This is a genomic window from Streptococcus hyovaginalis DSM 12219, from assembly GCF_000420785.1.
Classification (GTDB): domain Bacteria; phylum Bacillota; class Bacilli; order Lactobacillales; family Streptococcaceae; genus Streptococcus; species Streptococcus hyovaginalis.
In genome coordinates, this window is record NZ_ATVP01000010.1 from 34032 (window position 1) to 47374 (window position 13343).

The 13343-nt window shown below is 40.3% G+C and carries 13 protein-coding genes; 9 read left to right on the plus strand and 4 right to left on the minus strand.

All coding sequences use genetic code 11. The features are described 5' to 3' along the window. Positions 1 to 271 precede the first annotated feature (271 nt). On the plus strand, positions 272 to 469 hold the full coding sequence (locus G574_RS0107785; protein WP_029691706.1) for a DUF3272 family protein: 198 nt from the start codon (positions 272 to 274) through the stop codon (positions 467 to 469). On the opposite strand, the gene birA is transcribed toward G574_RS0107785, so the two are convergent. Continuing rightward, the gene (birA, locus tag G574_RS0107790; protein ID WP_029691707.1) at positions 450 to 1382 is read right to left on the minus strand and encodes a bifunctional biotin--[acetyl-CoA-carboxylase] ligase/biotin operon repressor BirA; all 933 of its coding nucleotides are present in this window, start codon (positions 1380 to 1382) and stop codon (positions 450 to 452) included. The genes G574_RS0107785 and birA overlap by 20 nt on opposite strands. Positions 1383 to 1604: 222 nt before the next feature. On the opposite strand from birA, the gene metK reads away from it, so the two are divergent. The 6 genes from metK (at position 1605) to G574_RS0107820 (ending at position 8887) form a co-directional block, all read left to right on the plus strand. Next, positions 1605 to 2795, plus strand: coding sequence for a methionine adenosyltransferase (gene metK / locus G574_RS0107795; protein WP_029691708.1), 1191 nt, complete (start codon positions 1605 to 1607; stop codon positions 2793 to 2795). A 327-nt stretch (positions 2796 to 3122) separates the two neighbouring features. Next, on the plus strand, positions 3123 to 4385 hold the full coding sequence (locus G574_RS0107800) for a UDP-N-acetylglucosamine 1-carboxyvinyltransferase (RefSeq protein ID WP_029691709.1): 1263 nt from the start codon (positions 3123 to 3125) through the stop codon (positions 4383 to 4385). Between the two features lie 814 nt (positions 4386 to 5199). Then, a complete protein-coding gene (locus G574_RS0107805) occupies positions 5200 to 5754 on the plus strand; it encodes a GNAT family N-acetyltransferase (RefSeq protein WP_029691710.1) in 555 nt (184 codons plus the stop codon). Continuing rightward, the gene (gene spxR / locus G574_RS0107810) at positions 5747 to 7033 is read left to right on the plus strand and encodes a CBS-HotDog domain-containing transcription factor SpxR (RefSeq protein ID WP_029691711.1); all 1287 of its coding nucleotides are present in this window, start codon (positions 5747 to 5749) and stop codon (positions 7031 to 7033) included. Before G574_RS0107805 ends, spxR begins: the two co-directional genes overlap by 8 nt. A gap of 58 nt (positions 7034 to 7091) precedes the next feature. Then, entirely contained in the window at positions 7092 to 7952 is an 861-nt protein-coding gene (locus G574_RS0107815; protein WP_029691712.1) for a methionyl aminopeptidase, read from the plus strand. Between the two features lie 11 nt (positions 7953 to 7963). Then, the gene (locus G574_RS0107820) at positions 7964 to 8887 is read left to right on the plus strand and encodes a YihY/virulence factor BrkB family protein (RefSeq protein WP_029691713.1); all 924 of its coding nucleotides are present in this window, start codon (positions 7964 to 7966) and stop codon (positions 8885 to 8887) included. 4 nt (positions 8888 to 8891) lie between these two features. On the opposite strand, the gene G574_RS0107825 is transcribed toward G574_RS0107820, so the two are convergent. The 3 genes from G574_RS0107825 to yghU form a co-directional block, all read right to left on the minus strand. Further along, positions 8892 to 9323, minus strand: coding sequence for a GtrA family protein (locus G574_RS0107825; RefSeq protein ID WP_029691714.1), 432 nt, complete (start codon positions 9321 to 9323; stop codon positions 8892 to 8894). Positions 9324 to 9328: 5 nt separating this feature from the next. Next, entirely contained in the window at positions 9329 to 10276 is a 948-nt protein-coding gene (locus G574_RS0107830; RefSeq protein ID WP_029691715.1) for a DHH family phosphoesterase, read from the minus strand. 333 nt (positions 10277 to 10609) lie between these two features. Beyond that, positions 10610 to 11401 (minus strand): glutathione-dependent disulfide-bond oxidoreductase, encoded by a 792-nt coding sequence (yghU, locus tag G574_RS0107835; RefSeq protein ID WP_029691716.1) that lies wholly within the window; start codon positions 11399 to 11401, stop codon positions 10610 to 10612. A 156-nt stretch (positions 11402 to 11557) separates the two neighbouring features. Here yghU and G574_RS0107840 point away from each other — a divergent pair, with 156 nt between their 5' ends. Continuing rightward, positions 11558 to 12001: a flavodoxin gene (locus G574_RS0107840; RefSeq protein ID WP_029691717.1), complete on the plus strand. Its 444-nt coding sequence runs from the start codon at positions 11558 to 11560 to the stop codon at positions 11999 to 12001. A gap of 96 nt (positions 12002 to 12097) precedes the next feature. Continuing rightward, positions 12098 to 13315: a chloride channel protein gene (locus tag G574_RS0107845; protein ID WP_029691718.1), complete on the plus strand. Its 1218-nt coding sequence runs from the start codon at positions 12098 to 12100 to the stop codon at positions 13313 to 13315. The last annotated feature ends 28 nt before the right edge of the window (positions 13316 to 13343 follow it).

A 13343-nucleotide genomic window follows, 5' to 3' on the forward strand; every position in this document is an offset into this window, starting at 1 on the left:
CGAGGAGATTTTTTGTTGTATTAGATGTCTAGAGGAAATCGTGTTTTAAATTAGGGATCGTTTTTGCTAGTAGAGATTAGGGCTACTCGGCCCCTATCTGGCTACCTAAAAAACAAGCATTCAAAATGAGCTTTAAATTATAATTTCGAAAAAAGGTACTGAGGCTAAGTAAGTAATTTGATTGTGAATCGTTGATTACCAAAAAAGAAGGTGAAAAAAAGAAGGAATGATAAAAATGTTCATCATTCCTTCTTTTTGGTATAATATCTCTATGCCTTATTCACAATTTGTTATAGTGGCACTAATTTGTGCTCTTGAAACTTATTTTTTTAATCAAGCCATGATGAATGGAAACTATTTGCTTGCCTTTTTCTGGGGATTGATGCTGTTAAGGAATCTTCGTCGTGTCCAGTTAGTCTCACGTTTTACCAAACGTTTGATTGATCAAATTACCAAGAAGAAAGACTGACTTCACCGCTGGCTAAGGTTAGAATACCTCCGTCATCGGTTTGTAGTAGTAAGTGTCCTTGATCCGTAATATCAATGGCTTTAGCTGAAATGAGTTTATTATCCTGATGATAAGTCACTTGTTTGTCAAGAACAAGTGATTTTTCTTTGTAGACTTTGATGTGGTCATGCTCTGGAATGTCAAAGAAGAGTTTCCAAATTTCGATAATCAACTGATTTCGGGTAATTGGCGGTTCTTGCGTAAATAACGAGCTAGCAATGTCTTTGAGGTCATCGGGAAAATGGGTAACGTGAAAATTGAGTCCAATACCAATAAAGACATCCGTCACCTGGCCGGTTTCTACCGATGTGATCGCCTCTGATAAAATACCAGCCATTTTTTTACCATTGATAAAGATGTCGTTGACCCATTTAATATCGGGAAATATGCCTGTTAAACGTGAAATGGCTTTTACAATGCTTGAAGCAGCTAATACGGTGTATGGGGGCAGTTCTTGATAGGCTAACTGTGGCTGCAAGTGGAGGGTCATATAAATGCCTCCGTAAGGGTCAGCGTAAAAATGCCTTCCTAGGCGACCGCGAGCAGCTGTCTGTGTAGAAGCAAGATAGAGGTGTGGTCCAGTTGCTCCATTTAAAGCAGCCGTCTTTGCATCTTGCTGGGTGGACTGGCTAGAAGAGAGATAAGTGACGGGGATTTCTAAGGCATCAGCAATGACTTCAGGCAAAAGCAAATCACCTGAAAAGATTCGGTAGCCCTTTTTTTTGACAGCTTCAATGTGAACGCCCTTTTCTTCAAGGGTTTTGATGCCTTTCCAGATGGCAGAGCGAGAGACATTGAGCGTTTGAGCGAGCTGTTCTCCAGTGGTAAAGTGCTCTCGAGACAGGTGTTGGTAGATGTGTTCGTAAGTTTTCATAGTTTTAGTATAGTACACTTCAGAAAGCTTGTCAGTGATTTTTCAGCTTTTTTAGATAAAATGAAAAAAATCCGTCCAATTCATGTTACAATAGTAACTGTTACTGAGTCCCGATAAGACGATTTTCTTCTCTGGGAAAGTCGGATTCTTTGTAACTCACTAGCGCTGTCGACTGATTATCTTGATTAGTTCGACAAGATTATATTTTTGGGGGGACATACAATGTCAGAACGTAAACTTTTCACGTCTGAATCGGTTTCGGAGGGACATCCGGATAAAATTGCAGACCAGATCTCAGATGCTATTTTGGACGCGCTATTAGAGCAAGATCCAGATGCTCATGTAGCGGCAGAAACGGTTGTTTATACAGGATCTGTTCATGTTTTTGGGGAGATCTCAACATCAGCTTATGTAGATATTAATCGTGTGGTACGTGATACCATTGCTGAAATTGGCTATACAAACGCGGAATATGGCTTTGCAGCTGAATCAGTTGGCGTTCATCCATCCTTGGTCGAACAATCAGCTGATATTGCTCAGGGAGTCAATGAGGCACTTGAGGTTCGCGAAGGAGATAAGGACGACTTGAGTCTTATTGGAGCAGGTGACCAAGGGTTGATGTTTGGTTTTGCTATTGATGAAACACCTGAACTCATGCCCTTGCCTATTTCATTATCACATCAATTAGTCCGAAAATTAGCGGAATTGCGTAAATCTGGGACAATCTCTTATCTTCGTCCCGACGCTAAATCGCAAGTGACGGTCGAGTATGATGAGAATGATCAGCCAGTTCGTGTAGATACTGTGGTTATCTCCACGCAACATGACCCAGAAGTAACCAACGAGCAAATTCGAGAAGATGTCATCAATCAGGTCATTAAAGCTGTTATTCCAACAGAATACTTGGATGATAAAACCAAATTCTTTATCAATCCAACAGGCCGATTTGTCATTGGTGGTCCTCAAGGGGACTCTGGTTTGACCGGACGAAAGATTATTGTTGATACCTATGGTGGTTATAGTCGTCATGGCGGTGGGGCATTCTCCGGAAAAGATGCTACTAAGGTAGACCGCTCAGCCTCTTACGCAGCCCGCTATATTGCCAAAAACATCGTGGCTGCAGGCTTGGCTAAAAAAGCAGAAGTGCAGCTAGCTTATGCTATTGGTGTGGCTCAGCCTGTCTCTGTTCGTGTCGATACTTTTGGCACATCCACCGTTTCGGAGCCAAATTTAGAAAAAGCTGTTCGTCAGATTTTTGACTTACGACCAGCTGGTATCATCAAAATGCTTGACCTCAAACGTCCGATTTACAAACAAACGGCGGCTTATGGTCACATGGGACGCACAGATATCGACTTGCCTTGGGAAAAAACAGACAAGGTTGATGCTTTAAAAGCTGCTCTATCGCTATAAGTAGCATTTTAACAAACGGTATTTTTATAAGACTGGAGAAGGTGTTGGATTCAAGCCTATTCTCCAGTCTTTTTCGTTCTCTTGTATTGAAACAAAGTCATTCTGCAACTATTTTGAGAGTCAGAGTATCATGTGGGGATGAGTTTAGCTTTCTCTAGCTCTCTCTAGCTCTTTTTGGTAACTTGTTATTAGAAAAATACGGAAAAATTTTGCAAAGTGTTTGAAAAGTATTGAAATACTAATACATGTTGTTGATTTGGCAAAAGGGCTAATATGTGTTAGAATAATGGGGTTGAATTCATGTATTAGTAAAGAAAGTATTAGAATATGCGAAAAATTGTAATAAATGGTGGCAAGGCACTTCGAGGCGAAGTAGCGGTATCGGGTGCTAAGAATAGTGTCGTCGCTCTGATTCCTGCAATCATTTTATCAGATGATATTGTTATTTTAGACGGTGTTCCAGCTATTTCAGATGTTGATAGTCTCATCGACATTATGGAAATTATGGGAGCTAAAGTTTCTTATCAGGATGAAACGTTAGAAATCGATCCAAGAGGGATTCAAAATATCCCTATGCCTTACGGTAAGATTAACAGTCTACGGGCTTCATATTATTTTTATGGGAGTCTTTTAGGTAGATTTGGTGAGGCAACAGTGGGGCTACCTGGTGGTTGTGATTTGGGACCAAGACCAATTGATCTGCATTTAAAAGCTTTTGAAGCTATGGGAGCAACCGTTTCTTACGAGGGTGAGTCTATGCGTCTCGCAACTTCAGATGGTGAGAAACTGCATGGGACGCATATTTATTTCGATACTGTAACTGTCGGTGCTACTATTAATACGATGCTTGCAGCGGTTAAAGCCAAAGGGCGAACGGTCATTGAAAATGCTGCACGTGAACCTGAAATTATTGATGTAGCTACCTTGCTGAATAATATGGGTGCTCACATACGAGGAGCAGGAACGGATATTATCACTATTGAAGGTGTTGAACAACTAAAAGGAACCAGACACCAAGTTATTCCAGATCGTATTGAAGCAGGAACGTATATTGCTTTAGCTGCAGCAGCAGGTGAAGGTATCAAAATTACAAATGTTTTATATGAACACTTAGAGTCTTTCATTGCAAAATTGGAAGAAATGGGTGTTCGGATGACAATCGAAGAAGATGCTATTTTCGTCGAAAAACAGGAGAATTTGAAGGCTGTTTCCATAAAAACAGCGCCCTATCCGGGCTTTGCAACGGATTTACAGCAACCATTAACCCCTCTTCTCTTGACTGCTAATGGTCGCGGTACGATAAGCGATACGATCTATGAGAAACGTGTTAATCATGTGCCAGAACTTGTGCGTATGGGGGCTGACATGTCAGTTCTCGGAGGGCGGGTGATCTATCAGGGATCAACATCGCTTACGGGGGCTCAAGTTAAGGCGACAGATTTACGTGCTGGAGCAGCACTGGTGATAGCCGGGTTAATGGCAGAAGGACGGACTGAAATTACCAATATTGAGTTTATTTTACGGGGTTATTCTAATATTATCACCAAATTGAGGGCGCTAGGGGCAGACATTAGCTTGGTTGAAGATTAGAAATGATTGATTGGTGGATGAGAAAAAGTGGTCCAGGTAGACTTCTCCTACTTATCTTTTGACTTTCTTTACTTCGTTTCGATGATTGTGACGGTTACAAATAGCAACATGAGCAGTAGTCGTGTAGGCTAAGGTTTAATTAAGAAATGGTCTAGAAATCATCAGTATGAACTTGCATGATATAGTTAGAAGCTTTAGGACTGTTGGTTTTTAGGAGAAAGTCTATGGAGTTACTTGCTGACTCTGAACGGCATCTCTCATGGTAATGTCATTGGCGTAGAAGAGGCTGAGTTATTGACGCACCTTTGTCAAATAAGGGAATAAAGGGTGAGTTAGTAGCTTAACCTTTTTCTTTAAGTATAGGAATGTAATTTGGCACGAGATAGTTTGTACATTTTTGTGAGGAAGGTGTCAATGAGTCATTCTTAAGAAAAGATTGCCGTTTAGATGTGAGATCTTTTGGACTAATCAGAAGATATAGACAAGTGGTTAATAAGAGACATCATTACTACTAGTTAGCTAGCCCCTGATATTCTTTCTTTTACAAGGTTTCTTCGATCTGATGGTACATCGCTTTGATAATTGTATTGCATTGGTTTGGACTTAATAAATCCGTAATAGCTGCATCCGTAGAGAAATGCGATTCCTAAACAAACGGAGACTCGTTGTTTTTGGGGTATAAAAACTGTGTGACCTTCTTTAATCTAAGCAACTATTTTCCTCCTTTTTATTATAGGTTGTATGAATTGGCTTCTCATCTTCCTCGGTGATATCGCATATAGCATCAGATTAACTGTTATGCTATAATTTTAGTATGTTATTTTGGGAAAAATTGGCAGAATTCTCAGTTTTTGAGACCGATCGTCTTCTTCTAAGGCCTTTTCAATTTCAAGATTTAGAGCAATTTTCAGAAATTGTTCTAGATCAGCAAGTTATGGCTTTTATTCATCCTGGTATTAAGGATAGAGAAGGTGCTAAGACCTTATTGGTTTCGCAATTTATGATGAACCCACTGGGAAAGTGGGCGATTGTGGATAAGGTGACTGAAAAGCTTATAGGCGCTATTCGTTTTGAAAATACAGAAAACCGTCATCTCAAAGCTGAGATTGGATATTTTTTGCATAAAGACTACTGGCGTCAAGGTATTATGACCGAATGCGTCAAGACGTTAACTTTCTTAGCTTTTCAAGAATTTGGTTTACGCACCTTGAAGGTCCTTGTTCACGAAGAGAATATCGCTAGCCGTAAACTGGCCGAGTCTTGTCACTTTAAACTGAAAGAGATATTCAAGGGAAGTGACCGCTACTCCCATAAGATGAGACGCTATTGTCGCTTAGAACTAAATATTGAGGATTATCATTATGAGTAAGCACCAAGAAATTCTGGACTATTTAGAAAACTTAAGGATTGGGAAACGTGTTAGTGTGCGCAGCATTTCCAATCATTTAAATGTTAGTGATGGAACAGCCTATCGTGCGATTAAAGAAGCAGAAAATCGCGGTATTGTTGAAACGCGACCAAGAAGTGGAACAGTTCGAGTAGAAAATAAGAAAAAAATTAGTTTAGAAAAACTAACCTTTGCTGAAATTGCTCGTATCAGTGATTCCGAAGTGGTCGCGGGATTTGAGGGCCTATCTCATGAGTTTAGCAAGTTTTCAATAGGTGCCATGACACGTGAGCATATTCTAGACTATCTGGTGACTGGTGGCCTACTGATCGTTGGGGATCGTGATGACATTCAAATGTTAGCTTTAGAGAATCATAATGCGATCTTAGTTACTGGTGGCTTTGACGTTTCTGAAAAAGTTAAGAAGGAAGCTAATAAACAGCATATTCCGGTTATGGTGACGCATTACGATACCTTTACTGTTGCCACATTGATCAACAAAGCTATCGCCAACATTCGAATAAAGACCGATATTAAGACTGTTGAGCATATCTATATCGCTAAAGAATCCTATGGTTTTTTGCAAGAGTCAGAGACTATTGAAAACTATCATACTTTGGTAACAGAAACGAATCATGTGCGATTCCCAGTCGTTAATGGCAAGAATAAGGTTGTGGGGATTGTCAGCATGCGCGATGTTATTGGTAAAAATCATGCTCTCTTGCTTAAGAAGGTCATGTCAAAGGCGCCTGTGTCGACCTTTCCGAATATCAGTTTAGCGACAGTAAGTCAAAAGATGATCTTTGAAGATTTTGATATGTTACCAGTGGTTGATAAAAGCAATTATTTACTAGGCAGCATTACGCGAAAGCATGTCATGGAGACTCTAAAAGAGATTTCGAAAACGCATGTGCATAGCTATAGTGAACAATTTATATCTCACTTAACTTCGTTGAAAGATGGGCGCTTTCAATTTGTTGTAGAACCCCATATGATTGATCATTCGGATAGTCTAGCCTACGGTGTCCTTACGGAGTGCCTAAAAGAAGTAACATTAGCGACTTTGCGAAAACACTATCAGAAAAATGTCATCATTGAGCAAATGGTGGTATACTTTTTACAAGCTGTACAAATTGATGATGTTTTAATGATTCAGCCGCAAATTATTACAGAAGGACGCCGAAGCATGACTCTGGACATTAACATTTTTTCTGGTGAAGAGCTGGTAGTCAAAGGCATTGTGACAACGAGGATGAATTAAGCCTAAAAAGGTTGTTAGGTTTGAATTTTAGAAAATGAAATAATAGGAGAATATTAACATGATTACTTTGAAATCTGCGCGTGAAATTGAAGCGATGGATCGTGCTGGAGACTTTTTAGCCAGTATTCACATTGGGCTAAGAGATATTATCAAGCCGGGTGTAGATATGTGGGAAGTTGAAGAGTATGTCCGTCGTCGTTGCAAGGAAGCCAATGTTCTTCCCTTACAGATTGGTGTAGATGGCCATCTCATGGACTATCCTTATGCGACGTGTTGTGGGTTAAATGATGAAGTGGCCCATGCCTTTCCACGCCATTACCTTTTGCAAGAAGGAGATTTGCTTAAGGTTGATATGGTCTTAAGTGAGCCACTGGATAAATCGGTCTTAGATGTTTCAAAATTGGATTTCGACAACGTTGTCGAAATGAAAAAATATACAGAGCCTTACTCAGGTGGCTTAGCGGATTCTTGCTGGGCATATGCTGTGGGAAATGTTTCAGAAGAAGTTCACAATTTGATGGCTGTCACTAAGGAAGCTATGTATATTGGGATTGAAAAGGCTGTTATTGGTAATCGTATCGGAGACATTGGTGCGGCGATTCAAGAATACGCTGAGAGTCATGGTTATGGTGTCGTTCGTGATTTGGTAGGACATGGTGTTGGTCCAACGATGCACGAAGCGCCAAATGTGCCACATTACGGAACTGCTGGGAAAGGTTTGCGTCTCAAAGAAGGCATGGTGTTGACCATCGAACCAATGATTAATACAGGAACCTGGGAAATTGACACGGATATGAAAACTGGATGGGCGCATAAAACCTTGGATGGTGGTCTATCATGTCAGTATGAACATCAATTTGTCATTACTAAAGATGGCCCTGTGATTTTAACCAGTCAAGGTGAAGAGAGAACATACTAGAGAGAGACAAAGTGAAAAAACTCATTTCAAAAATACAAAACAGCGAATTTGTAACTTCTTTTCTGGAGTTATTTAAATCAGCTGAAATGGACTTATCAAGTATTGCAGTAGCTTACTACCTTTTGATTACCATATTCCCATTTTTTGTCTTGATCGCCAACCTCTTTCCTTATATTAATATTAATACAAATCAAATTTTAAGCTTTCTTCAGGATAATCTTCCCAAAGAATTGTATAGCACGACGGCAGGCATTGTGATTAGTATTTTTAATAATCCCAATACCGGTTTGGTCTGGATTTCGGTCGTGACCAGTCTATGGACGATGTCACGAAGTATGACCTTTCTGCAAAAATCGATTAACAAGGCTTATGGTGTTCAGGATCATCGGGGAATTGTTCTAGGCTATCTTTTTGGTTTTTTGTCTAGCATTGTTGTCGTATTTTTCCTGGCGGTAGCCATATTGCTGTCAACGTTTGGTAAGGCAGTTTTGCAGTTGATCTATAACAATTTTCCATTTGACCGTCAACTCTATAATCTGTTGCTTAATTTAGCTCAGCCGGTTACAGCTCTGGTATTTGTTGTTGCCTTGGGCATTCTCTACTACATTTTACCCAATGTCCATATCCGAAAGATTAAGTACATTTTACCAGGTACCTTTTTCACAGCTTTTGTTTTCATGACGATGACCAGTTTATTTGGGCGTTATGTGACAGGAACAATGGCGCGTTTGGAAAATTTACGGATATTTGGTTCTTTGGCAATATTGGCTTTAATGCTCTGGTTTACCGTGTTTGCTAAGGTGATTATTTTTGGAGCCATCTTGAACGCCTCTTATCAAAAAAAATACATGGATGAATTTGAAACCCGAGATGGAAATGTGATAAATTTGATCAAAAGCACACTTACAAACGAAGATAAAGAAAAAACCAGCTGATTTCTCAGCTGGTTTTTCTGTCTTTAAAAACAAGGAATTTACTAATAATATAGTTCAGCAGAATGATAAGCACTTGGGCAATTAGGGACTCAATGACATTAACTTTGTTAAGGTCTTGGTTGACAAATTGTCCGATGATTTGTGGGTACTGCTCGACAAGAAAGAAAGCGAGAGCTAGATCGATTACAAGTGTTAGAAGCCTAGCACCAAAAAAGGAAACCAATCGTTTGGGCCAGCCCTGAGGCCTTTGCTTAAAGACGAAACGATCATTGGTAAAGAAAGCAAATAAAATGGCGATAATACTAGCAATAACGGCAGAAATCGTGGCTTCTTGGCTGATTGCAAAGATTAGCATACGCGCAATCAGATAAACGACTGTCGTTAAAACACCAAAAATAAGGTAACTAATCACTTCGTTATTAATGAGTTTTTTAATGAGGGTCACACGTCTCTCCTATTTTCTTTTATAGCAGCATTGATTTCTTGAAAGATTTGGTCGTTTTCTTCAACACTGTATGAATTTGCACCACTGGCAAAAGGATGACCGCCTCCCTCATGATTTTGGGCAATGGTGTTGATGACGGTATTTTTGCTACGCAGTCTCACTCGGTAGGATTCTTTATCCGCTTGCTCTACAAAGATAGCCCAAGCTTCAATGGTGTCGATTTTTCCTGGCAGTCCGACGATGGCTGAGCTCTCGGCTTCTGTCACATCAAATGCTTTTAAAGCTTCTTGCGTCAAAGTGACACGGGCCGCACCGGCATCAGAAATCTCTAAGTTATCGAAAATGTATCCTTGTAATTTAGCTATTTTAAGCGGAAATGAGTCCATCTGGCGAGCTAACTTGGCAAAATCTACTGGAAACTCTCGCAACTCAGCAGCTAAACGCATTGTCTTAGCGCTTGTTGCTGGGTAGAGGAAGCGCCCAGTATCGCCGACAATGCCTGCGTACAAGAGTCTAGCAGCTTCATCTGTCAATTTCAGGTTAGTAGATAGGGCGAATTCTGAGATGATTTCACTAGCGCTAGCAGCAGAAGTGTCAACGTAGGTGATATCACCGTAACCATCATTATTAGGATGGTGGTCAATTTTGATTAAAAAAGCCCCTTTTGTATAGCGTGAATCATCGATTCTTTCCTGATTAGCTGTATCTGTCACGATGACAAGAGCTCCTGCGTAATGAATATCCTCGACTGCATCCATCTCAGCCATCCAAGAAAGACTAGGTTCACTGAATCCTGTCGCTAAAACCGTTTTATCGGGAAAATTATGGCGAATAATCTCCCTCAGACCTAATTGTGACCCCAAAGCATCGGGATCGGGCCTTTGATGGCGATGGATAATAATGGTTTGATAATCTTGGATTTTAGCTAAAATATCCTTAAACATGTTTGTCGATTTCCTTATTGTTATTTTTTATTTCCGATGAGACTTGCTCTTATCCTGTTGGATGTATGTGGACGTTTGTTGGTTTCTTTGGTGTTATAGTCATTTTGGTAGATAGGGTCAGTATAGTCACTTGGTTTTCTGAAAGTGTTTTATTTTGAACGACCTCGTAATAGACTAAGGTGAGCTATCTCGTATATCCTTTTGAGAGATGATATGAGTTAAGGATGTCATACCACCTCAGCGACTTGATTGTCATCTTTAGAGGACAAGTGTTCAAAAAAGAGGTGTGAGAATTTAAAAATAGTGTTTCTACAATGCGGCTATTGCTTCGTCTTACCTATCAGCAGTATCCGAAAGAGGTTGATAAGTTTTGTCTAGGGCACGTTTAACCGCTGGACGGTCTGCAACTGTCCTTGCCCATCGTCCTAAATGAGTATAAGCATTGACGTCTAGAAAGACATCGGAACCTTCATATAGCTTACCTTCTACGAGGCGTCCATACCAAGACCAAATTGCAATGTCTGCGATAGTATACTGATCACCAGAAATATAGGTCTTATGAGCAAGCTCCTTATCCAAAACATCCAATTGTCTTTTAGCTTCCATAGTATATCGGTCAATAGCATATGGGATTTTTTCCGGGGCATAGTGGAAGAAGTGGCCAAAACCACCACCTAGGAAGGGAGCGGCACCTGTTTGCCAGAAGAGCCAATTGAGCACTTCAGTTTTTTCGCTGAGTGTTTCTGGAAGAAATGCGTGGTATTTGTCAGCTAAATAAAGCAGAATATTGGCAGATTCAAAAACTCTTATTTCTTTACCGTCAGAAAGATCTAGTAGGGCTGGGATTTTTGAGTTTGGATTAATGGCAACGAAGTCAGAACCAAACTGATTGCCCTCGCTAATATCAATCTTGAAAAGGTCATAGTGGATAGCTATGCCAAGCTCTTTTAACTCTTCAAACATAATGGTTACTTTGATGCCATTCGGTGTTCCTAGTGAGTAGAGTTGGTAAATGGCTTCTCCACGAGGTAAAGTTTGCTGGAAGCGGCTGCCGGCAGTAGGACGATTGAGACCGATCATTGTTTCTGGCGTTTTCCAAACACGAGGGAGTTGGTAATCTGACATAATAAGTTTCCTCCTTTAGTTATTTCATTGCCCTAAGACTAGCAAAAATAGGTCAGCATTTCAAGGGAAAATGATTTTATTAGCTTAATTTGCGACCCTTGGATTATTTATGATACAATATCCTGTGATATAGAACCTTTTAAAATGGAGGAATTTATGGCCTTAGCAAAAGTTGTTTATGCTAGTATGACTGGAAATAATGAGGAACTTGCGGACATTATTACCAACAAGTTGACTGAGTTGGGACACACTGTAGAGATGGACGAGTGTACGATGGTTGAAGCCAGTGATTTTGAGGCTGCGGATATTTGTATCGTTGTAACCTATACCTATGATGATGGTGAGTTGCCGGATGAAATTGTCGATTTTTATGAGGATCTGGCTGATTTGGATTTGACAGGGAAAATTTATGGCTGTGCAGGATCAGGGGATACTTTTTACGATGATTTTTGTACCTGTGTTGATGATTTTGATAATCAGTTTGCGCTTACGGGAGCAACTAAAGGTGCAGAGTCTGTCAAAGTTGATTTAGCTGCTGATGATGAAGATATTGAACGTTTGGAACAGTTTTGTGAAGCCTTATCTGAGCACGTCAGCTAATGGCATGTTGTTGGTCTAGGGAATTGAACTTAGAGAGACTATTTTAGACTAGTACCATTGATGCTAGTTATTGTAGTGTAGTTAGATAAGGAAAATATGCAGAAGCAAGATAGTAAGATCGGGCATCTTTTGAAACTTGAGGGCTGCTCTATTCTAGTGGGTTTGAGTGCAGGTCTTTTAGATGTCGTTTTTGGAAGAGGTTTACTCTATGTTTCCGAAGTGAGGGCATCCTTTCCCTATCTCACGATCCCTTTTCTGGGATTAGTAGGGCTTATCATTACTTATGGCTATCAGCGCTTCGGTGGGGAAAGTCGTAAAGGTATGGGGCTGGTATTTGAGGTCGGTCATGGTCAGCGGAAAAGTATTCCTATGCGGCTTATCCCTTTAGTGATTGTATCAACTTGGTTAACTCATCTTTTTGGTGGATCAGCTGGTCGGGAAGGCGTTGCTGTGCAACTTGGTGCCACCTTAGCAAGTTCACTAAGTCGGTTTAAGTTTCTTAAGCTGTATGCAAGAGAGCTCCTTATTATTGGAATAGCTGCAGGTTTCGGAGGTCTTTTTCAAACTCCAATGGCTGCAACGTTATTTGCTATTGAACTGCTTATTGTTGGCAGGTTGTCCCTCCATCTTCTGTTCCCAGCTTTTACGGCAGCCTATCTTGCTAGCAGTATCAGTTATTTTTTAGGATTGGAAAAATTTGGTTACTTGATTAAGAGTGACCTCCCTTTTACTATTACAAACATAACCAAGTTATTGCTAGTAGGCGTTTTATTTGCTTTGGTGGGAAAACTATTTGCATTAGGATTAGGGCATTTGAAGTCACGTCTGTCCTATATCATCGCCAATCCTTACTTAAAGATTTTTCTGGGTGGCATACTGCTATCAGTGGTTCTTTTAACCCTGGATCAAGGTCGCTATTCTGGTTTAGGAACTAACCTGATCGAAGCTAGTTTTTTAGGCCGAGAGATCTCTCCTTACGACTGGCTTTTGAAACTAATGATAACAATTTTTACAATAGCTATTGGCTTTCAAGGTGGCGAAGTAACACCTTTGTTTGCTATCGGAGCCAGCTTTGGTGTTGTAATAGCTCCTTTATTTGGCTTGCCAGTTGATTTAGTAGCTGGACTAGGTTATGTGGCGGTATTTGCGGCAGCTACTAACACGATTTTAGGGCCATTGATGGTCATGGGAGAAGTTTTTGGTTTTGCCAATATTCCCTATGCTTTTGTTGTGCTGGTTGTCGTGAGTTTGTGGCAGAAGGCACCATCGATTTATAGTTTGCAACAATCTGATGATACAATGGGATTCTCATGAGAGAAATCTCTTTACAAAATACGTGTAG